The sequence below is a fragment of the Francisella sp. SYW-2 genome, from assembly GCF_008711475.1.
GTDB lineage: Bacteria > Pseudomonadota > Gammaproteobacteria > Francisellales > Francisellaceae > Francisella > Francisella salimarina.
On sequence record NZ_VXKO01000001.1, the window covers coordinates 86,894 to 110,157 of the forward strand.

Consider the following 23,264-nt stretch of genomic DNA (forward strand, 5'->3'; position numbering starts at 1 on the left):
AACTATAAATTTCTAAATAAATATTTTATGCTTTTTTCTCTTTAATAAAAAGAGACAGCAACACAGATAAAAACATTAATACTGGTAAAATGAATAATGAATATTTAAGCGCCTCTAGTTGCGCAAAACCATAATTCTCCAAAGATGAAACCATATATCCAACAAATGGCTGAAGCACAGCACCACTCAGAGGTATAAATAAATTGACTGCCGCGATACCAGTAGCTATATACATTGGACTGATGTGTTGGCGCAAAATTGTAAAATTAAGCACGTGAGCTGCTTGCATCCCACCCCATAGCACGCACAATATACACATAATTATTGGATTAACATGTAGGTACACAACAACCACAACGATAAACAAACCAAAAATTGAAGCCCATGTAAGTAAGGCTTTTTGTTTGTTTAACAACGTTGCTACAACTCCCCATAAAGGACTAAAAATTGCAATCCCAATAAATATCATAGATGATGCTAAACCAGCATAGTGCTCAGAATATCCATCCAAACTTAAGAACCTATAGCTCCACAAGTCAGCAAATATAGCTGTAGTCCCATAAATTGTAAAACAAAAAAAACCATTTAATAATATTTGTTTAATTTTAAAAACTATTGGAATATCTTCAATCTTTGTATGAGTATCAGCCAACTCATCTGTATCTGTCTGGTTATGCGGCTCCTTAAACGGTATAAAAAACAATACACTTAAAAATAACACTACTGAGACAATAAGAATTCCAGACATTATAACTTGGATACTAAAATTATTGGCCAAAATAACTAGTGGCAATCCAGTCAGAGTTCCCGCGCCATACATGAGCATCTGAGTCGCCCCCGTGAATAGAGGGAAAGTTCTTTTAGGAAGCCATATAGCTATCGCTTTTAGTGCAGATAAGAAAGCAAATCCTCCACCAATACCTGCTAATACTCTATATAAAATAAGATATTCTGGAGATGTCGCTCTAGTTGCGATAAAAACCCCTATAGAAAATATCAAGGTGCTGACTGCCATAATTCTTTTGACACCAAACTTATCTAATAAAATACCTGCTGGAAGTTGTGAAGCAACATACGCCCAATAAAATGCTGAGCTTAAAACACTAATTTGCTCTGGCGTTAGGTTATATGGTGTTGTAGAAAAGTCATTATAAAGTGAATTTCCTGAAGCTCGTATTATGAATTCAAGTGCATAAAAAAACGCACATATAAACCATATTGTAAATCCAACCCTGGTAATTTTTTGCATAGTTTGAAATATAGAGATTAATTATTTAAAAAATTATGCTAGAAAACCATCTACATGTAAATAAAATAATCTCTCTTGAGCCCAAACTAGCTACTCTATCTAGATAGCATTAAAAACTAATTTAGAAATTCCATTCAAATCCTGTTTTCAACATTCTTGAGCCTTTATATTGTGCTCCATCGAATCCTGTAAACATATCTGTATTATCTGCCATTTCACCAGTTAAGTTATACTGCCCTTCCAAGAGAAGCCCAAAGTTATCTGATAGATTATACTTAGCGCCTGTTCTTCCACTAGCAAACGCTGCTATACGAGACCCTGTATCATATGCAGAATTAACATTATTTAACTGATATGGATTAGCTCCTAACACAGTACCACCATAGAGCTCAAACTTATCATTCCACAATTTTTTAACTAACTTTGTTTCCTGAGTATAAAACTTTGTATCTTTGAGATCTCCCATAGATCCTTCAGCTATTAGGTTAGTAGAGCTAGTATATGCATCAAAAGTAAGACTATCAGTAATATCAATAGCACTATCAGAAACATTAACCAAAAAATCAGAAGCATTTTCCCTATCTATCACTTCATTTCCACGCTCTGTACTTGGGCGATAAAAAGCATCATTTGCTGTTATGTAATACTTACCTGTTTTTAGATCAAGTTTATTATCAGAATAAGCAAAAAAAGAACATAAAAATAACATAGAAAAAGCTACTACATTCTTCATAATTGACACCTCCATATTTAAAACCAATATTATCACAATTTAATACTAATTAGATCATGTTAAAAAAAGTTAATTAGACTTTTAGCTAATGAAAAGATAAATTAAAGAAATATTCATTTTGGGTATTTAGTAATGCAAAAATTTAAACTATCGTTAGTATTAGTAGTAGGAATTAGTTTTTATTGCTATGAATTTTTTCTGAGAATACTGACAGGTGCTTATCAAGAACAAATAGTTGAACACTTTAATCTTTCAACACATATTGGATTTTCTTTTTTAGTATCTAGTTACAATATTACATACCTCCTAATGCAAATACCTGCTGGAATACTACTTGATAGATACGGTAGTAAGAAAGTACTTATCAGTGCCACTATACTCTGTGGAGTTGGTAACATCATTTTTGTCTCAGGTGGTTACGAATTAGCACTATTCGGTAGATTACTAGTAGGACTAGGATCTTCATTTGCTTTTATTGGTGTTCTAAAACTTACTTTAGAAAATTTTGAATCAAAATATTTCCCGATAATAACAAGTTTAGTTATATCACTCGGAACACTCGCTGCAGCATTTTCTCAAAACATAAGTGTCATCATATCTCACTATGATACTTCTTGGATAAATATCTTTATCTATTCTGGGGTTATAGCCCTACCCCTAGCACTGCTTTTTCAAATCATAATCCCACAAGAAAGATATTCTTCGACACTTATGCCAAAGTTTAGTGAAATACTAAAACGAGGTAAACAGCTAATAAAAAATAGTTTAATCTGGAAAAACGCAATGTGGGCAGGACTTCTATATACACCAACAGTAATTTTAACATCACAATATGGTGTACTGTATTTCAAGCAGTCTTACGGTTTTGACAGTATATATTCAACAACCATGATAACTGCGATTTTCATTGGTTGGATTATTTTTTCACCAATAATGACACATATGTGTAACAAATTCAGTGGCAAAAAAATCATAACCATTTCAATAGTTGGAATTATTCTAATATCCGTACTAGTAAATGCTCATTTATTTAAGAATTATGCTATTAGTATTGCGTTCTTATTCGGCACTTTTTCAGCATCACAAGTCTTAGTGTGGTATTACTTTAATAAGATATGCCCTCCAAGTTTTGCTGCAGTTGGGATTGCAATCACAAATATGCTTATAACATTAGTAATAGAGATTGGACAACTCAGCGCTGGACTAGCTATTGATGGTGGTGATCATTTTAATATAAACGCAAGTACAAGTATAACGATCGCATTTGTTATTGTTCTGACTTTAGCATTTATTATCATGAGAAACATGATCAGAAATATTCATGACGCCTCATAGACCTACTATTACTATTGATCAAAAACATACTTAAAAGTCTTAAAAACAGAACTTAAAATAATAACACCCAAAAAAATACCGAGAGCTCTGTATAACCCTCCTGAGACTGATATCTCCATACTAGCACTTGGGAAACACATTACAACAAACCCCATCGCAGCTTGAATGCCACCGTATGTATGTTTTTCATGAGATAAGTTATAATATAAAAATATTGTGAAAAAGCAAAAGCAACTTATATAGAATAAAAGCATACTAACAGAAGACAATCCAATAGTAATAAGAGCCGTACAAATCCCTATAATACAACCAAATAGACGTTGCTTACCTTTAAGAAGGCTAGAACTGTCATTTATACCAACTATAGTTATTATTGAAATAATCATATTTAAAGAGCTGCCCGGAACCTTAAATATCTCCCAAGTTATCACTGCCAAAACAATAGACACTATAAGAGTAGAAGTATACAAAACTCCTTCATTACTTGATGATTTTCTTGGACTAACTTGTGCCCCCTTTGGTAGTTTATAAATAAAAGAAAAAACCACACATGTAATAGCAACCCCAATAGCATTAGCAATAAATCTATTCTCAGCAACGCTATACCCTATAGCAGGCTCAAATATAAGAGCGATACCCAAAAACAATATATGAACTGCTAAAAATAAACTAAAATAATTCTCTGCAGTCGTTTTCGATAAATATAAAACTACTGCCCCTAAGCATAAAAGTATTGTTAAAGTTAAAAATGGATAATCCGAAAAAGTTAAAACTATAAAAATAGCTATTAAACTACCTATAAAAGTTGCCAACAATCTTCTAGGAGCCTTATATAAAATTACATTAAGATTCGGGCTTATGATAGCAATAACAGCTGGTGCTGCCCAAAAAGGATTTTCAACATGTAGCCCTAGACACATAAATATGCTTAGCAAACAAGCTATAGCACCGACAATTGAAATCTTTAGATTTATACTAGAGTATCTTATATAAAAAAGCTCTCTAAACAAACCAGACATGAGCATCTGCTCCTACTGAAAAATCTTTACTTAAATCAGTTTCATTTACCCTAATTATAACTGGAAAGCGTTTATCTAGTTTAATCCAATCAATATTTGGATTAACATCTGGCAAAGCTGTGTTTTCACTATACTCAGGTTTACTTATAGCCACATCTTTATCAACAATCGTTCCAGTTAGAAAATGCAAACCTGTTAAGCTAGTTGTTATTACAACCTTCTGCCCAATTTTTACTTCGGATAAATACGACTCTTTAACATTTGCAATAACTTTCCAATCATTGTCAACAATTGAAAACAAAGGCTTACCCTTTTTAACATAGTCCCCTTTGACTAATCTAAAGTTTGTTATCTTACCTGTTATTTTTGCTCGAACATTACACTCATCTACTTGATTCTGAATAGCTTCTTCTTGTGTTTCTAAAATCTTAATACGATCACTAGTATCAGTTAGGTCAGATATCACACTCTGAACTGCTTGCTTAGCTTTTAGCAAATTTGACTGCTGATTGATAAGAGCATGTTGCTTCCCAGCATATTCAATATCAGAAATAGCTTTTTCTTGGTGCAATCTCTTATACCTCAGAATATCTTGATCTGAAAGCTCCAAACTTACTTTTGTATTTTTATAGTTTTGTTCTGCCAAATCAAGATTAGTAAACAAGCTCTTTTTATAATTTTTCTGAAAATTTATATCTGCTTTGACTGTATTCCTCTTTAATAACTGATCTTTACAGTCAAGCTGAAATAAAATATCTCCCGCTTTAACAAAGTCTCCATCATGCACATACATTATAAGCACTTGCCCACTGACTTTAGAGTTAACTCTAGATATATTACTATATAGGTAAGCATCTCTGACAAATACAGCATCAAAGCTTGTGTATATCTCAAGAATAATTACTAAACTTAAAATTATACTTAGAATTTTTATAAGAGGTTTTTTATATTTCATAATTATGATTAGTTTCAAATTAGATAAGTTTAAACACATTTATAGTATCATATACTGATCGTTCGATCAATATTGTATACAACTATATAAACATGATAAAAATAAATTTATAATATTGGGTATGAATATACTACTAATTCTAAACTTTCACTAGATTTGCAATATCTGCTAACAGTATTTTCTGACCAACATCTGTACCAAAGTCCACAGTATAAAACTCTTTTGAACCTTGAGATTGCGCTTTGACAAAAATTCCCTTACCAAAGACCTTATGAAACACCTTATCTCCTTTTTTGAACTTATTGCCCTTCGTATCATTTGACTTAAGAAAGTCAAAAGGAGATACTCCAAAGTTTGATTTTTGCTTTAACTTTGGTTTATTTTGAGATCCTACAGTTAGTTTACCCTCATTAATATGTTCAGAGTCTATTTCCATAAGAAAGCGTGATTTGACTTGGAAACTGCTTCTACCAAAGATATTACGCACTTGAGCATAGCTAATGGTTAGAGCCTTCATAGCTCTTGTAACAGCAACATAAAATAAACGTCTCTCTTCAGCTAGCTTTTCTTGGATTTTTTTAGATTCTGCACTAGTATATGCCTCTTCAGCATTAATAATCGAGCTAGGAGGAAATACTCCTTCTTCTGCTGCTACTAAGAAAACATAGCGAAATTCTAAACCTTTTGATGCATGTATTGTCATTAACTGAACACTATCTGCATTTTCATCAGCCTGCATCTCGCCAGCTTCTAGTACCGCAAAAGACAAAAAATCTTGTAGTATATCAATATTATCATCAAGTAACTCTATCTGCGGTTCAAAATCTTTAGCTGCACTTATTAACTCTTTTAAGTTATCAATTTTTTGACGATCTTTTTCAGTATCTTTTTCTTGATATGATGCCAACAAACCACTTTCATTGATTACAGTTTCAAGAAGCTTATCTAGACTTAAGTCTTTTATTTGTGATGAAATAGCATTTATAATTTCTATAAACTTCAACAGAAGAGACGCGGTTCTTTTTGTTACAATTTCTTTCTGGATAATATCTATAGTGGCTTGCCAATATGACACATTATTAATCTGTGAGAAATTACGAATTGTATCTAAAGTTTTGTTACCAATTCCTCGTGTTGGAGTATTAATAATTCTCTCAAATGCTAAGTTGTCATTACTTGTAACAGCTAATCTCAAATATGCTAAGGCATCCTTAACTTCAGCTCGATCAAAGAAACGAAAACCTCCATAAATCCTATAAGGTATACTTGCATAAATACAACTCTCCTCAAGGACACGCGACAAATAGTTTGAGCGATATAAAATTGCCATATCAGAATAGTCAACTCCTTCATCATGTAATTGGCGAATTTTATCTATAATATATTTCGCTTCATCACGCTCATTAACTGCACAATACACTTCAACTTTTTCGCCATCTTCAGCAGCAGACCATAGTTCTTTTGACATTCTATTATCATTATTTTTGATTACAGAATTGGCTACTTTAAGAATATTCTTTGTTGAACGATAGTTTTGCTCTAACTTTATGATTTCAACATCGTTTAGATCTGCGACATATTTGTGAATGTTATCAACGACTGCACCACGCCAACCATATATTGACTGATCATCATCTCCAACTGCCATCATATAGTTATTATCTGTAACAAGTAACTTCAACCACATATATTGGACTTGGTTAGTATCCTGAAACTCGTCTATCAAAATATACCTAAATAAACTCTGATAATATTCTCTAAGCTGTTGATTAAGAGAGAACAGTTCATATAAATACAAAAGTAAGTCGGCAAAATCTAAAGCATTATCTAACTGTAATCTCTCTTCATAAGCAGTATAGATATGAGCATAATTAATATCATACTGTTTTGTTAATTTGTTACTACGAATAGCCTTGTCTTTTTGCTTATTAATAAAATTTTGCAATAATTTTGGTGGATACTTTTTATCATCAAGATCCAAACTCTTAATCACTTTTTTGATTAATTGAGCCTGCTCATCTTGATCAAGAATTCTAAAGTTCTTATCTAGACCCAACTCATGAGCATGCTTACGCAATAATCTATGAGCAATACCGTGAAAAGTACCTATCCACATACCAAAAGTTGAAATGCCAAGCATTTTCTCAACTCGGTGTTGGATTTCTTTAGCTGCTTTGTTTGTAAATGTTACAGCTAGAATATTTTCTACAGATACTCCTTTATCACGACAAAGATACGCTATACGAGAAGTTAAAACTTTTGTTTTGCCACTACCGGCTCCAGCAAGTATCAAAGAATTACGATCCTCTAGCAAGGTCGCTTTTTTTTGTTGGGGATTTAACCCTGAAAGAAAGTCTTTATTAGACATTAGAATCAATATTTTATATAACTAGATAGACAATATTTTAACAAAAAATATTCTACTAATGTGAAGTTTCAATAACTAAACTTATTACTGTTGTGAATTAGAGCTAAACAATGCGCTTGTGAAGTTTTTTGCATTAAATACTTGCAGATCGTCAATCTTCTCACCAACACCGATAAATCTAAGTGGTAGTCCCATTTTCTTAGCAATTGAGAAGACTATTCCACCTTTTGCAGTACCATCAAGTTTAGTGATTGTTATACCTGTTAGGTTAACAATCTCATTAAATGCCTCAGCTTGACTAAGAGCATTACCACCAGTTGTAGCATCTACAACAAGCATTGTTTCATGAGGTGCAGAATCATCGACTTTTTTAATTACCTTAACAACTTTTTTTAGTTCTTGCATCAGATTATCTTTATTATGCAAACGTCCTGCAGTATCTGCTATTACTACATCGATACCTCTAGATTTTGCAGAGCTTATAGCATCATAAATAACTGACGCGCTATCAGCTCCTTCTTTTTGATAGACAACTTGCGTATTATTTCTATCACCCCATTCTCGAAGCTGCTCAACTGCTGCTGCACGGAAAGTATCTCCAGCTGCTAATATCACTGATTTACCTTCAGACTGTAGTTTTTTGGTAAGTTTACCTATAGTTGTTGTTTTACCTACACCATTTACACCGACAATAAGTATTACATAAGGAGTATTTTCATGATTAATCTGCAATGGTTGCTGACACGGCAAAATAATTTCTGTCAGTTTATCCTGAATAATTTCATTAAGCTTATCTGCCGTCTGAAGCTCATTTCTTGCTACTTTCCCACGTAAATACTCAACTATTTCGTCAGTAGCTTCAACACCAACATCAGATGTTAAAAGTTGCATTTCAATATCTTCTAGCAGCTCTTCATCAACTACTTTTTGCCCCATAAGAATGGTGCTTAAGCCACTTCCAAACTTACTAGCTGTCTTTGATAGACCTGACTGAAGCCTTGAAAATAGTCCTTTTTTATTATCTTGTTCGTGAACTCTTTCTATTTCAGGTGATGACTGAACTTCTTTCTTCTTTTTAAAAAACATTTAGTTATACTCTAGAAAAATTATTATAAAAATCGACTACTCAAAATATTTATCTCTAAGCTTTGCTATCTTTTGATGCAAAGGATCAAACATGCTTACAATGTTTTTAGACTTTATAAAGTGAACTTCTCCTTCAAAAGCAATTTCGTCCCCTGCCTGAGCATAAACTTCTAAAAGCTTATAACGTAAATCAATATTATTAGGATTCTTCTCTAATGAATCTTGAATAGTAATACTTGCTTCAACATACTTTTCACTATCCAAAAATTGCTCAACAAGCTCATTTACATATTGAAGCTCCTGCTCGGCCTGCTCTTGAGAATCTAATTCTTGAATTTTAGATTCATCATCAGCATTTAAAAGTGCTTCATCAGTATTAGTTTCAAATACAACTCCTCGTTCTGTTTTAACTACAACATTATCTCTTTCAGAGTATATATTATTAGTTATTTCAGCAGATTCATTGTTCTCAGAAATATCTTGATTTAGCTCATGCTCAAAGTCTTCTGAACTAGCCTTGTTTTGGCTATTAGAATTAACTTTATTAGCATTATCAAAAAAATCAAACTCTTCTTGAGGGCCACTATTAGACTTTCGAGAACTATAAAACTCATTTCCCGAAACAACAGGAGAAATACGTGACATTAGGTGATCTCTTTTCTTTCTTGAGATTATTTCTAACTCCTGCTCTTTCTTCGAGTTTCTTGTTTCCCAAAATCTCCTACCAACAATAACAGCCACGGCTAAAACTACGATATAAACAATAAACTTAAATAGTGAGCCTAAAAATGAAAATGAGCTTTCTTCATATGATTCATTTTCTTGAATATTTGCTGAACTTATTTGGCTATCTAGATTACTTTTATATGCTTCGTGAGCATTTTCTTCTCCAGGTATTAAGGTTGGAATCTTATCCTCACTTAATACATTGGGGGATGATGAACTATCAGATTCAGAATCTGTTGAAACCATTGTTTGATCGCCAAGCTTAGGTGTACTTGATGAATCATTACTAGAAGAAGGCTGATTATACGAACCTTGAATCATCCGATTTCTTGTCAAGGTTAGACCATCTTCAACTTCACCTTTAGTAGTAGGAATAGCAAGTTTATCACCAATTTTGATTCTATTATCAACGATTCCTGGAATCTCAGATTTATTTATGCCTTTTATTGCATCAGTTAATTCAGAAGTACTTACACCACTCACTGAATGGCTTTTTGCTATTTTATACAAATAGTCATTCGACTTAACTGTATATATCTCCATCGCGAATGCAGGCGCTACCATAACCAACGCACATCCAGCGGCAAGAATCTTATTGATACCCTTAAACATCTAGCACCCTAATATAAATTTATAAACAAATACTTGAAAATTATAGCATATTTTTTTTACTTAAAAAGTATATGATTTTAATGCTCTCTTGTAGCACTAAATATAATATCAGGATTTTTATCCTGCGCTAAGTGCAAGTTTACTCCTGTTGGCGCAAGATATGTAAGATAGCCAGCACCATCATATGATAGATTAGCCTCATATTTTTTCTTAAAATCATTAAGCTTTTTCTCATCATCACAAAAAATCCAGCGAGCTAATGATACATTGACCCCTTCATAAGAACACTTAACGTTATACTCTGAGGCAAGACGTTGAGCAACCACATCAAACTGAAGTATACCAACAGCTCCAAGTACAAGATCATTAGAAATCACTGGCTTAAAGACTTGAGTTGCACCCTCTTCCGATAGTTGCACTAATCCTTTTTGTAAAGCCTTCATCTTGAGTGGATCATTCAGCTTAACTCTCTTAAAAATCTCTGGCGCAAAATTTGGAATACCTTTAAACTTAAGCTTCTCGCCTTGAGTAAAACTATCACCTATCTGAATACTACCATGATTATGCAAACCAATTATATCTCCAGCATAACCCTCTTCAACTTGCTCGCGCTCACCTGCCATGAATGTTAAAGCTTTTGATATTTGCATCATTTTGCCTGTTCGTTCATGATAAATTTTCATTCCTTTCTCATATTTACCTGAACATATCCTAAAAAAGGCAATTCTATCGCGATGCTTATCATCCATATTAGCCTGTATTTTAAACACAAAGCCTGTTAATTTACCTTCATCTGTATTTACAAGCCTTTCATTTGTCTCGCGTGGCTGCGGATCAGGTGCATAAGCTGTAAAACCATCCATCATCTCTTTTACACCAAAGTTAGATAACGCTGTTCCAAAATATACAGGTGTTAGCTCTCCTTTTAAGAATGCTTCTTGATCAAACTCGTGACTAGCTCCACGTACTAGTTCTATTTCCATCTCCAAGTCATCAAATAGCTCTGTACCAATTTCATTTTTAGCATTAGCTAAACCTTTAATTTTTTTATAAGGATGAATTTCATGACCATGCCCTCCTTCAAAAAGAGTAACTTCATCTTCATACAAATCATAAACTCCTTTGAAGAATTTACCCATGCCTATTGGCCAATTCATAGGAGCACACTTGATTTTCATAATATCTTCAACCTCGTCCAGAAGCTCTAATGGATCTCTTGTATCTCGGTCAAATTTATTCATAAAAGTCAAAATAGGTGTATCCCTGAGACGACAAACATTCATAAGCTTAATTGTACGATCTTCTACACCCTTAACAGCATCAACAACCATCAATGCTGAATCTACTGCCGTTAATGTACGATAAGTATCCTCGGAAAAATCCTCATGTCCTGGAGTGTCAAGTAGATTTACAATTTTATTATTATAAGGAAACTGCATTACAGAGGTTGTGATAGATATCCCTCTTTCTTTTTCCATTTCCATCCAATCAGATGTCGCATGCACACCACTTTTTTTAGCTTTTACTGTTCCTGCTGTTTTAATAGCATTTCCAAACAAAAGCATCTTCTCAGTAATTGTTGTCTTACCCGCATCAGGGTGAGAAATAATTGCAAAAGTTCTTCTTTTAGCAATTTCTTTTAAAATATCACTCATAATTTTTATCTTCTTATATAAATCAACTAACAAAGATTTTACTAGAAATATTTTTATTTAAAACTAAAAATATTTATCCAAAATGGTGTAGATTTCTTTTTCGATGGCATCTATAGGCTGAGAAGCATCAATTTCATAGGCATTATTATTTTTTGTCACTAAACTCTTGAAAACATCTCTTGTTCTATCAAAAAATGCTAAACCTGCTTTCTCAATTCTATCAGGAGAACCTACTTTACCTGCTCTAGTCAATCCAACAGCAGGATCAATATCTAAATATATTGTTAAATCAGGCTGACAATCTTTTAAGAATGTCTCATTTAGAGCATTTAACTTATCAAAACCAAGCTCTCTGCCACCACCTTGATAAGCCATGCTAGACCAGTAGAACCTATCTGATACAACATAAAGATTGCTTTCAAGTGCTGGCTTAATTAGAGCTTCAACATGCTGCACTCTACTTGCATACATCAATAAAAGCTCAGTATCCGAAGCAACCATCTCTTCTTCACAATCCTTAAGTGCTAGAGCTCTTATTTCTTCCGCGACCTTAGTACCCCCTGGCTCACGAGTATACACTGTAGCTAAAGATTTAGAGTCTAAATATTTCTTAATAAAACCAATAGCTGTACTTTTGCCAGCACCATCAAGACCTTCTATAACTATAAATTTTGACATAATTTTTATATAAACAATCCTACAATTACTGCTGATAGAAAACTAACTAAGGTGGCTCCAAACAGCATTTTTAAACCAAAAGCACCCACTATCTCCCCAGACCTTTTACTTAACGAGTAGATTGTACCAACCACAATCCCAATTGAGCTAAAATTTGCAAAAGACACTAGAAACACAGAAATAACCGCCTGAGTATGTAATGATAAATTAGCCATATTATCTTTAACCATCAACATCGCCACAAACTCATTTGATACTAATTTTGTACCCATCACTTTTCCAGCAAATAAAAGCTCACTTGCAGGAATATGTAGAACCCACGCAAATGGATAAAACAGATAACCTAATAAGTTTTGAAATGAAATACCTAATATACTTTCAAAAACTGAATTTAGTGTAGCTATTAGAGCCATAAAGCCAATTAAAATTGCCGCAACTACAACAGCTATTTTAAAACCATCGAGGATGTATTCTCCTAATACTACAAAAAAAGCTCTTTTACTGTCCGTATCATAATCAACCTCTAACTCTTCATAACTAGACTCTTTTTTATAATCATAGGGGTTTATGATATGTAGTACAAAAAAAGTACTTAGCATATTCATAATAATTGCCACACATACATATTTTGCATCAATCATAGTCATATATGATCCTAATATCGACAAAGATACTGTTGACATTGCCGTAGCCGCCATTGTATACAAAACATTCGGAGATAAATGTCCAATAATATTTTTATATGCTAAGAAATTCTCTGCTTGCCCAAGTGATATTGAACTTACAGCATTAAATGATTCTAACTTACCCATACCACTAACCTTGGATAATAAAAATCCAACACTTCTAATAACTAAAGGTAGAATCTTAAGGTACTGTAGGATACCAATGAGTGCAGAAATAAAGACTATTGGCATCAAAACATCTAAAAATAAAACAAAACCATTATTTTCATTAGTATCAATATTACCAAAAACAAATCTTACGCCAACTTGAGACTTATCAATCAAAAAATCAAAAACACTAGCAAAACCATTCATAATAACAACACCGAAACGTGTTTCTAGTAGAACCACACACATCACTAGTTGCACAGTCATTATTATAAATAAAGAGCGGTATTTAATAGCTTTTCTATCTGAGCTACAAATAAAAGCTAATAAAAAAACAACTACAACTCCAAGAATAAAGAACAAAAGTCTTGAGATCACAACTTTACCTTTAAACTATTAATCCGACCACACATGCTGATAAAAAACTAACCAACACTGCACCATAAAGAATTTTCAAACTAAATTTAGAAACTTTAACAGATGCTTCTTTACTCAAAGCCTGAATCGCTCCTATGATTATCCCAATTGAACTAAAGTTTGCAAAGGAAACCAAAAATACTGATATAACCGCTTTAGTGTGCTCTGTAAATTGCTGTGACTGTGTACTCATCATCTGCATCGCCACAAACTCATTAGTTACCATTTTAGTACCCATAAGCTGTCCTGCTGCGTGCAACTCATCGCCATTAATATTAAGTATCCAAGCCATAGGATAAAATAGATAACCCAACAAATCCTGAAAACTTAGACCAAATAGACTACTAAATATCGCATTTAACATTGCAATTAGAGCAATAAATCCAATAAGCATTGCAGAAACAATAACAGCAACTTTAAAACCATCTAGTATGTACTCGGCAAGCATCTCAAAGAAGCCTTGCTTCTCTTCTTCAAACTCTTCATGTAACTTATCATAACTAAACTCTTCGGAAGCTTCATAAGGGTTAATAATATTTAACACAAAGAAAGTCCCAAACATATTCATCACTAGAGCAACACATACATACTTAGGATCTAATAATGACATATAAGCACCTGCAACTGCTAAAGACACTGTAGACATTGCCGTTGCAGACATTGTATACAATACATTTGAAGGAAGATGGCCAATAATTTTTTTGTAATTAATAAAGTTTTCTGATTGTCCGACAGCAAGTGAACTAACAGCATTAAATGATTCTAACTTACCCATACCCGTAACTTTTGATAGAATCCAACCTATGCCCTTAATTACAAGAGGTAGTATTTTGAAGTACTGTAAGATACCAATCAGTGAAGATACTAGAACAATAGGCATTCCCACATTGAAAAAGAAAATGAAGCCATTTTTAGACATATCAGTAAGATCACCAAAAATAAATGCTGATCCTTGATGTGCATAGTTAAGCAAATGCTCAAAACCTTCGGCAATAAAACCAACAACCTTTATACCTACTTCAGACTCAAGCATGAAAAAGCCAAGAGCTATTTGTACAACCAAAATAACCACTAGGTTTTTGTACCTGATTTTTTTCCTATCACTACTCCATATATAAGCTAAAACAAAAACAACAACAATACCGAGTATAAAAAACAATATCCTAGTAGCCACTACTAACTTCTCCATTTAAAAGGTTATCGAGTAAACCACTAACTCCGAATCTAAAGCTATCTGCTACTACATATTTTTTTGACATAATTTCTTCCGCTAGTTTAATATATCCTAAGGCCTGAGCTTCTTCTCTAATACCACCAGAAGCTTTAAAACCAACCTCATATCCAGAGTTTTTTATAGTCTCTAAAATCACTTTAGCGGCTCCTAAGCTTGCGCCATTTGGTGTTTTACCTGTAGATGTTTTAACAAAATCAGCTCCATTTACTATCGCATCATGGCTTGCTTTACTGATTAAGTTATCTTCCAATTCGCCTGATTCAATTATGACTTTCAAGACACGATCTTGGCATACATTCTTGACTTTCTCGATCATATCACATGATTTTTGTGAATGACCTTTTTGGATATATTCATTATAATCAATTACTAAATCAATCTCATCTGCTCCCAATGATACTGCTTCTTTAGCTTCTAAGACAATATCTTCAACTGAGCTATTCCCCTTAGGGAAATTAATCACAGTTGCAACTTTAAAATCACTACCTAAAGTTTTTTTAACTACAGGGACGAATTGTTTATAAACGCATATTGCAGTAACTTCACCTAAAGAATTTTTAGCTTTTGCGCATAGCTTAACGATATCAGCATCAGTGTCACTCTCACCTAGCTGAGTCAAATCCATCAAAGATACTATTTTTTGCTTAGTTGTCATCACAAACTCCAAATATTGACTTACCATACTCTAGCGACTCAACACCCATATAATCTGCGATACTCTGACCGATATCCGCAAATGTATCCCTTGCCCCAATGAACTCTGCTTCGATATTCCTGCCCCATAATAAAAACGGTACACATTCTCTTGTATGATCTGAGCCTGGTGCAGTTGGATCACAACCATGGTCTGCTGCCAGTATAACAATAGTATCTTCATCTAGCTTAGCATCTAAGTCTGGAATTCTTGAGTCTAAATACTCTAATGCTTTACCATACCCTTTAGGATCTCTACGATGACCATAACTTGAATCCAAGTCAACAAAGTTTGTAAACACCAATGTATTTTCTTTTGCTGATTCATACTCTCTAATCGTATTATCAAATAACTCTTCTAGTCCTGTAGCTTTTACTTTTTTAGATATACCTTGATTAGCATAAATATCAGCAATTTTACCTATTGAAACAACTTTACCACCTTGATTAGTTAACTTATCAAGTAATGTTGGTGCCGGTGGCAATATCGAAAAATCCTTACGATTACCAGTACGAGTATATTCATCGGCACACTCCCCAATAAATGGACGAGCAATAACCCTACCAACTTTCATTCCCATCTCATCAAGAATTTCTCTAGCTATTTTGCAGATATTCAATAATTTATCTAAACCATAATAATCTTCATGAGCAGCAACCTGAAAAACGCTATCTGCAGATGTATAAACAATTGGCTTCTTAGTAACACAACTCTCGCAACCATGCTCTTTTAGAACTTCTGTTCCTGATGCATGACCAGCATCTATAAAACCATCGGTAAGTCCAGCTCGTTCAACCCATTCATCAATAAACTCTTTATCAAAATAACCTTGATCACCTTTATTGGTAAAATAGTACCAATCAAACATAACAGGCACGCCAGCTAGCTCCCAGTGACCACTCGGTGTATCCTTACCTTTGCTAACCTCAGCACAATAGCCATACTTTGCATTTTCAATAACATCTATATGACCAACTTGTTGACTAAATTCTTTACACCTATTGTATTCAGCAGCCTTCAACAAACCTTTTGTTGCTAAGTTTGGGAGTTTGATACTCATGCCATTGTTAGTAAAATAGTCAACAATATGACCTAAAGTATCTGATCCTTCATCGCCAAAATCAGCAGCATCAGGTGCTTGTCCTATACCAAATGAATCAAATAATAAAATGACCGCTTTTTTATTCTTTAACATAATCACTAAACACCTTTTTTGTTATTCTCTAGGAATGCAATTCTAATCCCCCGCAAAATCAAATCAGGAGATATCTCATCAAAGATTCCTTCATCTTTAAACAATCCTGCAAATCCACCTGTTGCTATAGTATAAACAGGGGCTCCAAATTCTTCTAAACTTCTGGCCTTAAGCTCTCTTAATGCTCCTAAATGACCATAATACAACCCTGAACGAATATTAGTCTTAGTATCATAACCAATAGCAACCTCTGGTTTGACAATAGTTATTGAAGACAACTGCGAAGCTCCTTGACACAAAGCATTCAGTGAAAGCTTAACGCCCGGCATAATTGAGCCACTTAAGTACTTTTTATCCTTAGTTACTAAATCAAAAGTAGTTGCTGTACCTAAATCAATTATTAGTAAATTTTTATTAGGATAATCAGCTATAGCTCCAATGCAGCTAGCTATTCTATCTGCTCCTACTTGATGAGCTTCAACAGAAGACATATCAAGATCAGTAGTCTCCATACTAATAAAGAATGGCTTCATATCAAAGTATTTTATGACAGCAGAGCCTAAAGAATAATTTAAGTGAGGAACAACTGATGATATAGCACAACCTTCTATCTGAGCTAAATCTACTGAGTTCTCTCTTAATGCCTGCCTTAGAAATACACCTATCTGATCCGATGTGGAATCGACTGATGAAGTAGCATATCTTATTTGAGAAACTATATTTTCTCCCTCAAAAACACCTATATGTATATGAGAGTTCCCCACATCCATTACTAATAACATAAAACATCCTATAACTATAATTTAATGTGCTTGATCCCAACTCTCACCAGAATCAACATTTACCTCTAGGGGAACACTTAACTTAATAGACGATTCCATTATACTTTTTATTTTCGCAGTTACTTCATCAAGATTGAGCTTTCTAACTTCAAATACTAATTCATCATGCACCTGCATGACCATTTTAATGTCATCATTATACTCTTGTGAAATAACAGTGTTAACATCTATCATAGCTTTTTTAATAATATCTGCTGCTGTACCTTGCATAGGAGCATTAACAGCAGCTCTTTCAGCAGCATTTCTCTGGATTGTATTTTTAGCACTAATTTCTGGTAGGTACAATCTTCTTCCAAGTATAGTCTCAACATAACCATTTTGCTTTGCAAATTCTTTAGCTGTAGTCATATACTCTTTTACACTTGGATAACGATTAAAATACACATCTATATATTCTTGAGCTTCTGCTCTTGGTATTTCCAACTGTTTAGCCAATCCAAAAGCACTCATACCATAAATAAGTCCAAAGTTTATTGCTTTAGCCCTTCTTCGTTGCTCACTAGTAACCTCATCAAGACCTATACCTAAAACCTCAGCCGCAGTAGCACTATGAATATCTAAGCCTTGATTAAAAGCTTTTAAAAGGTTTTTATCTTTTGACAAATGCGCCATAATTCTCAGTTCAATCTGAGAGTAATCCGCTGCAACTACACAAAAATCATTTTCAGCAATAAATGCCTGTCTAATTTTACGCCCCTCAGGACTCTTAATAGGAATATTTTGCAAATTCGGATCTGATGAAGAAAGTCTTCCAGTCACAGTACCTGTCTGATTATACGAAGTATGAACGCGACCATTTATATCAAGCATTTTTGGCAACTTATCTGTATAAGTATTTTTAAGCTTTGATAGATGGCGATACTTCATTATTAATGCTGCTATTTCATACTCTTCGGCTAGCTGGACCAAAACTTCTTCAGATGTCGAAGCTTGACCCTTTGCTGTCTTTTTGACTGGGGGAAGCCCCATCTTTTCAAACAAAATCTCTCTTAACTGTACAGGTGAAGCTAAATTAAACTCCTGACCAGCAAGATCATAGCATTTAACTTCAAGCTCCTTTATAGAGTCCTCAAGATTAGCACTTTGTTCTATAAGTTTATCAGCATCTATCTTAACGCCAGTTTTTTCCATATTATTAAGGATAATAGTCAACGGCATTTCAACCTTAGAATATAGACTATATAACACTTCATCATCTTTTAGCATTTTCAAGAAATGATTATAAAGTCTAAATGTAATATCAGCATCTTCAGCAGCATATTTAGCTACTTTTTCTATATCTATTTGATCTAATGTCAACTGATTACGACCAGCTCCAGCTAATGTCGTATATGCGATTGGCTCAATACCCAAATGCTCTTTTGATAAGCTATCCATATCATGTTTACCACTACTTTTTAGCACATATGCCATAATCATAGTATCATTAACTTGATTAACTATCTTAACTCCATATTTTGACAAAACTTTTTCATCAAATTTAAAATTATGGGCAACTTTAGACTTTTGAGAATCTACGAAAATAGGTTTTAAACTATCTAAAACAATCTCTAGTTCTAATTGCTGTGGAACTCCAAGGTATCTATGCTGCAAAGGAATATAATAAGCTCGACCCTCTTTTGCACAAAATGATAGACCAACAAGGTTCGCTTCATAAGTATTAAGAGAATCTGTCTCCGTATCAAATGCAAAACTACTGCTACTTTCCAATTCTTTGACCAAATCATTAAGTTGCTCTAGTGTTGCAACTATCTTATAGTCAACCTCTATATTTTCAGGTTGCGGTTTTGTTAACTTTAGTGAAGATGGAATACTTAAATCTTTAAGTAAAGATTTAAATTCATAACGTGTAAACACCTCATATAAGTATTCTTTATTTGCATTTTTACATTTTAAATCTTCTATAGATAGATTAAGCTCCACATCGCACTTTATAGTTGCTAATTTATAGGATAATTTGAGTAACTCGATATTATTGCGTAAATTTTCTCCAACTTTACCTTTGATATTATCTTGATTGGCAATTATACCTTCAATGTCTTGATACTCTTGTAACCACTTAATTGCAGTCTTAGGTCCAACCTTAGGTATACCAGGGATATTATCTGAAGAATCTCCCATCAAGGCTAAATAATCTATAATTTGATCTGGTCTAATTTGATATTTTTCCAATACCCCTGCTATATCAGTAGTTACGTTTTTCATAGAATCATAAAGAGTCACATTATCCGTGACTAACTGTGCCATATCCTTATCACCGGTTGATATAATGACATCATAGCCTTGTTGCTCAAGATCTCTTGCCAATGTTCCTATTACATCATCTGCTTCAACGCCATCTTTTATTATCAATGGAAATCCCATATTCTCGATAATTTGATGTAATGGTTGGATTTGTACTCTAAGCTCATCATCCATCGCTTTACGATTTGCTTTGTATTCAGGATACATCTCATGACGAAAGTTCTTACCCTTAGGGTCAAAGACTACTGTGACGTACTCGGTATCATACATAGCAGGCAGTTTCTTAAGCATATTAATCACACCTATAATAGCCCCTGTTGGCTCACCTTGACTATTAGTAAGGTTTGGTAAAGCATGATATGCCCTAAAAAGATATGATGATCCATCAACTAAAACAATTTTTTTCATAGATTTTGTAGCTACTTTTTTATCAGGTTAATAGTAATATATATGCTTTGGTATATCAAACTGATTTATACTCTAGACTTCCATTCTAGTGACAAATTTTCAGCTTAACCGAATAATCAATAAGGCTCTAAGGCTATATCAAGATACCACCAATTACTCTTGGCAAAATCTTTACACTTAATTGCATCCTTATAAGTCATAATAACTATCTGTTCAGGATCAAAATGTTCAAAATCCTTAGGCGTATATTTATGATGATCTCTGAAGATATGCTCATGGTAGATATTCACTCCAAGCTCATCCAACGAGCTAAAAAATTTATCAGGGTTACCAATACCAGCAACAGCATCTATTGATTTACCATAGAAACTATCTATAGGTATGCTTTGTTTTGTTACAAGATTTACAAATTTTGTCGCCTTGATTTTAGCTCTGACAATATTAGAATTATAATTTAATAACTCACTATAGTTTTGGTTATCAAGATTACCTATAGTGATTATTTGATCCACTGATTTTAGTCTTTCTACCGGTTCTCTGAGAGGTCCAGCTGGTAGACATAATCCATTGCCAAACATCCTACTGGCATCGATTACTACCACCTCTTTAGTTCTAGCTAATTTATAATGCTGTAAACCATCATCGGATATAATAACATCGGCATCAGGATAATTCTTTTCAATATATTTAACAGAATCAACCCTGTGTGGAGATATTACTATTGGCACCTTACCATCTAATGCATCAAATAACATTGCCGGTTCATCACCACATACACTTGCAGGTGTCTTTGAGTCGACTTCAAAAGGATATCTTTCTGCCTTAGCGCCATAGCCACGACTAATTATAACTGGCTTCTTACCTTGCTCTAGGTATTGATTAGCAAACATCCTCACCACAGGAGTTTTACCTGTTCCACCGACGGAAATATTACCTACTATAATTACAGGAATTTTTGACTCATATTGATTATTCTGTAGCCTAATTTTACGATTATGAGCAATTTTTGAGAAAATAAAAGCGATAGGACTTAAAATATAACTAAGTATCCCTAGCTGAGGTTTATACCAAATGTTATCTATCATTAGTATTACTGAAGTCCTGATTGATATAGCCTAGTATAAAGTCCACCTTTCGCCAGAAGCTCTTCATGCTTACCACTTTCAACTATTTTGCCATCATCCATTACTACAATCTTATCAGCATTCTCTACTGTGCTTAATCTATGAGCAATAACTATAGTAGTACAAGATTTAGTCAAGCTTTCTAATGCTTGTTGAACCACTCTTTCGGACTCATTATCAAGCGCACTTGTTGCCTCATCAAATATTAGCACTGGAGCATTTTTCAATAGAGCTCTAGCAATAGATAATCTCTGGCGTTGACCGCCTGACAATTTAGAACCATTATTACCAATATTAGTATGAATACCATCAGAAAGCTCTTGAACAAACTCATAAGCATTAGCTCTTTTAAGAGCATCAACTACTTTTTCTTCAGAAACATCTCTTGAAAGTCCAAATGCTATATTATTAAATACAGTATCATCAAATAAGTGAACATTTTGTGAAACCATAGATAGATGCGATCTTAAGTTTTCTAAAGTCAAATCTCGTGTATCAACATTATCTAATAATATTTCACCTTTCTGCTGGGTATAAAATCTTGAAATAATGCTCGTAAGCGTTGTCTTACCACTCCCTGATTTACCAACAAAAGCTACGGTTTCTCCTGCTTCAATCTCTGTACTTACACCATTAAGAACTTTTTGCTCTCCAAATGCAAAACTAACATCTTTGATTGTTACTTTACCACGGACCTTATCAAGCTCTTTATTACCTGTTTCTTTCTCTGCCGGATAATCTAAAATATAGAATATATCTTCTGTAGCTGCTACAGCTTTTTGAATAACGACATTAACCTTGGTAAGATTCTTAATTGGTTTTAGAATGGCAGCAGCAGCAGCGAAGAATGACGCAAAAGAACCAGCCGTTAACCAAGACGAACCTCCTCCTTCATTAGTCCCAAAGATTGCGATTGTGAATAGTGAAAAAGCAAGAACTAGTGAAGCAATAATCTGAATAACAGGTGATGTAAGAGCATCTAACGCAATTGTTCTAATCTGCTGAGAGTAAGTATAATCAAGATTTCTAAAAAATTTATTCTGTTGTTTATGTTGCGCACCAAAGATTCTAATTTCTTTGTAGTTTCTTATCGTTTCTTCTGCCGTATGAGTGACATTACCCATTGATGACTGAGTATTTCTACTTAATGATCTGAATTTCTTATTTATTATAGAAATAAACAAACCTAGAAATGGTCCAATAATTATTAAAAACAATGATAATTGCCAACTTGAAACCACCATAACTACTATAAGACCTATAACAAAAGTACCATCTTGCACAACTGTGATAATAGCTGTTGATGTAGCCTCAGTAACTTGATCAACATTATATAATAGTCTCGATATAATCTGACCTGAAGAATGCTTATCAAAAAAGCTAGCAGGTAGATTCATAAATCTCTTATAAATATCTTTTCTAAATTTATAAACAACCTTCTGCCCTAAAGACCCTATAAAGTATTGTGACAAAAATGATCCTACTGATCTCAAAGTCAAAAGCCCTACCATACCAACACCCATAAGCATAAGTATACTAGCACTTTGCTTAGTAATATCGCCACCAGGACCAAACCCATAATTCAATATAGGGTTAATAAGATATATCATTGAAGCATCAGCAGCAGAGAAAAACACACTACCCACAGCTGCAATAACAAGAAAGTGCCACAAATGTTTAACCTGCGACAACAACCTTTTATAAAGGGTTCCCACCCTTTGCTTACTTGTCATTTCACCACTTAGGTTACCCGAACCCTGAGATTTAAGATCAATTTTATCAATCAAATTTGCCATAGAATACAAAAAGCCGTTAAAAAACCAACGCGAATAACAGATAATTATACACTTTTTTCTG

At 33.7% G+C, this 23,264-nt stretch carries 18 protein-coding genes; 1 reads left to right on the forward strand and 17 read right to left on the reverse strand.

From position 1 onward, the window contains the following. Positions 1-25 precede the first annotated feature (25 nt). Both F3D57_RS00455 and F3D57_RS00460 read right to left on the reverse strand, forming a co-directional pair. The gene (locus tag F3D57_RS00455) at positions 26-1,249 is read right to left on the reverse strand and encodes an MFS transporter (protein WP_150464831.1); all 1,224 of its coding nucleotides are present in this window, start codon (positions 1,247-1,249) and stop codon (positions 26-28) included. 121 nt (positions 1,250-1,370) lie between these two features. Continuing rightward, entirely contained in the window at positions 1,371-1,982 is a 612-nt protein-coding gene (locus tag F3D57_RS00460) for a hypothetical protein (RefSeq protein ID WP_150464832.1), read from the reverse strand. 132 nt (positions 1,983-2,114) lie between these two features. On the opposite strand from F3D57_RS00460, the gene F3D57_RS00465 reads away from it, so the two are divergent. Further along, complete coding sequence (locus F3D57_RS00465) at positions 2,115-3,317, forward strand: MFS transporter (protein WP_150464833.1); 1,203 nt, start codon at positions 2,115-2,117, stop codon at positions 3,315-3,317. Positions 3,318-3,328: 11 nt separating this feature from the next. On the opposite strand, the gene F3D57_RS00470 is transcribed toward F3D57_RS00465, so the two are convergent. From F3D57_RS00470 to msbA, 15 genes are all read right to left on the reverse strand, one after another. Next, positions 3,329-4,336 (reverse strand): FUSC family protein, encoded by a 1,008-nt coding sequence (locus F3D57_RS00470; RefSeq protein WP_191092319.1) that lies wholly within the window; start codon positions 4,334-4,336, stop codon positions 3,329-3,331. After that, positions 4,320-5,291, reverse strand: a complete 972-nt coding sequence (locus F3D57_RS00475; protein ID WP_191092320.1) for an HlyD family secretion protein — start codon at positions 5,289-5,291, stop codon at positions 4,320-4,322. The genes F3D57_RS00470 and F3D57_RS00475 overlap by 17 nt, the downstream gene beginning before the upstream one ends. 139 nt (positions 5,292-5,430) lie before the next feature. Further along, positions 5,431-7,659 (reverse strand): UvrD-helicase domain-containing protein, encoded by a 2,229-nt coding sequence (locus tag F3D57_RS00480; protein ID WP_150464836.1) that lies wholly within the window; start codon positions 7,657-7,659, stop codon positions 5,431-5,433. 84 nt (positions 7,660-7,743) lie between these two features. Then, complete coding sequence (ftsY, locus tag F3D57_RS00485; protein WP_146420860.1) at positions 7,744-8,745, reverse strand: signal recognition particle-docking protein FtsY; 1,002 nt, start codon at positions 8,743-8,745, stop codon at positions 7,744-7,746. A gap of 36 nt (positions 8,746-8,781) precedes the next feature. Further along, positions 8,782-10,083 (reverse strand): LysM peptidoglycan-binding domain-containing protein, encoded by a 1,302-nt coding sequence (locus F3D57_RS00490; RefSeq protein ID WP_149368836.1) that lies wholly within the window; start codon positions 10,081-10,083, stop codon positions 8,782-8,784. A 77-nt stretch (positions 10,084-10,160) separates the two neighbouring features. Then, positions 10,161-11,738 carry a peptide chain release factor 3 gene (locus F3D57_RS00495; RefSeq protein ID WP_013922393.1) on the reverse strand — a complete coding sequence of 526 codons (1,578 nt, stop codon included), beginning with the start codon at positions 11,736-11,738 and terminating at the stop codon, positions 10,161-10,163. Positions 11,739-11,801: 63 nt separating this feature from the next. Then, a complete protein-coding gene (tmk, locus tag F3D57_RS00500) occupies positions 11,802-12,419 on the reverse strand; it encodes a dTMP kinase (protein WP_191092324.1) in 618 nt (205 codons plus the stop codon). A gap of 2 nt (positions 12,420-12,421) precedes the next feature. Further along, the gene (locus tag F3D57_RS00505) at positions 12,422-13,627 is read right to left on the reverse strand and encodes a NupC/NupG family nucleoside CNT transporter (protein WP_150464838.1); all 1,206 of its coding nucleotides are present in this window, start codon (positions 13,625-13,627) and stop codon (positions 12,422-12,424) included. 10 nt (positions 13,628-13,637) lie between these two features. Then, positions 13,638-14,840: a NupC/NupG family nucleoside CNT transporter gene (locus tag F3D57_RS00510; RefSeq protein ID WP_146420973.1), complete on the reverse strand. Its 1,203-nt coding sequence runs from the start codon at positions 14,838-14,840 to the stop codon at positions 13,638-13,640. Then, positions 14,830-15,582, reverse strand: a complete 753-nt coding sequence (gene deoC, locus F3D57_RS00515) for a deoxyribose-phosphate aldolase (protein ID WP_191092321.1) — start codon at positions 15,580-15,582, stop codon at positions 14,830-14,832. The genes F3D57_RS00510 and deoC overlap by 11 nt, the downstream gene beginning before the upstream one ends. Next, on the reverse strand, positions 15,545-16,789 hold the full coding sequence (locus tag F3D57_RS00520; RefSeq protein WP_150464839.1) for a phosphopentomutase: 1,245 nt from the start codon (positions 16,787-16,789) through the stop codon (positions 15,545-15,547). Before F3D57_RS00520 ends, deoC begins: the two co-directional genes overlap by 38 nt. Positions 16,790-16,794: 5 nt before the next feature. After that, on the reverse strand, positions 16,795-17,571 hold the full coding sequence (locus tag F3D57_RS00525; RefSeq protein WP_146420866.1) for a type III pantothenate kinase: 777 nt from the start codon (positions 17,569-17,571) through the stop codon (positions 16,795-16,797). Positions 17,572-17,592: 21 nt separating this feature from the next. Beyond that, positions 17,593-20,283: a DNA polymerase I gene (gene polA / locus F3D57_RS00530; protein WP_150464840.1), complete on the reverse strand. Its 2,691-nt coding sequence runs from the start codon at positions 20,281-20,283 to the stop codon at positions 17,593-17,595. A 116-nt stretch (positions 20,284-20,399) separates the two neighbouring features. Next, positions 20,400-21,368 carry a tetraacyldisaccharide 4'-kinase gene (lpxK, locus tag F3D57_RS00535; protein WP_150464841.1) on the reverse strand — a complete coding sequence of 323 codons (969 nt, stop codon included), beginning with the start codon at positions 21,366-21,368 and terminating at the stop codon, positions 20,400-20,402. Positions 21,369-21,373: 5 nt separating this feature from the next. Then, positions 21,374-23,203: a lipid A export permease/ATP-binding protein MsbA gene (gene msbA, locus F3D57_RS00540; protein ID WP_150464842.1), complete on the reverse strand. Its 1,830-nt coding sequence runs from the start codon at positions 23,201-23,203 to the stop codon at positions 21,374-21,376. Positions 23,204-23,264 lie beyond the last annotated feature (61 nt).

Bases quoted from the DNA above. Each gene is read 5' to 3' on its own strand.
- F3D57_RS00455 (WP_150464831.1), bottom strand. From the start codon at position 1,249: ATGCAAAAAATTACCAGGGTTGGATTTACAATATGGTTTATATGTGCG.
- F3D57_RS00460 (WP_150464832.1), bottom strand. From the start codon at position 1,982: ATGAAGAATGTAGTAGCTTTTTCTATGTTATTTTTATGTTCTTTTTTT.
- F3D57_RS00465 (WP_150464833.1), top strand. From the start codon at position 2,115: ATGCAAAAATTTAAACTATCGTTAGTATTAGTAGTAGGAATTAGTTTT.
- F3D57_RS00470 (WP_191092319.1), bottom strand. From the start codon at position 4,336: ATGTCTGGTTTGTTTAGAGAGCTTTTTTATATAAGATACTCTAGTATA.
- F3D57_RS00475 (WP_191092320.1), bottom strand. From the start codon at position 5,291: ATGAAATATAAAAAACCTCTTATAAAAATTCTAAGTATAATTTTAAGT.
- F3D57_RS00480 (WP_150464836.1), bottom strand. From the start codon at position 7,659: ATGTCTAATAAAGACTTTCTTTCAGGGTTAAATCCCCAACAAAAAAAA.
- ftsY (WP_146420860.1), bottom strand. From the start codon at position 8,745: ATGTTTTTTAAAAAGAAGAAAGAAGTTCAGTCATCACCTGAAATAGAA.
- F3D57_RS00490 (WP_149368836.1), bottom strand. From the start codon at position 10,083: ATGTTTAAGGGTATCAATAAGATTCTTGCCGCTGGATGTGCGTTGGTT.
- F3D57_RS00495 (WP_013922393.1), bottom strand. From the start codon at position 11,738: ATGAGTGATATTTTAAAAGAAATTGCTAAAAGAAGAACTTTTGCAATT.
- deoC (WP_191092321.1), bottom strand. From the start codon at position 15,582: ATGGTAAGTCAATATTTGGAGTTTGTGATGACAACTAAGCAAAAAATA.
- F3D57_RS00520 (WP_150464839.1), bottom strand. From the start codon at position 16,789: ATGTTAAAGAATAAAAAAGCGGTCATTTTATTATTTGATTCATTTGGT.
- F3D57_RS00525 (WP_146420866.1), bottom strand. From the start codon at position 17,571: ATGTTATTAGTAATGGATGTGGGGAACTCTCATATACATATAGGTGTT.
- polA (WP_150464840.1), bottom strand. From the start codon at position 20,283: ATGAAAAAAATTGTTTTAGTTGATGGATCATCATATCTTTTTAGGGCA.
- lpxK (WP_150464841.1), bottom strand. From the start codon at position 21,368: ATGATAGATAACATTTGGTATAAACCTCAGCTAGGGATACTTAGTTAT.
- msbA (WP_150464842.1), bottom strand. From the start codon at position 23,203: ATGGCAAATTTGATTGATAAAATTGATCTTAAATCTCAGGGTTCGGGT.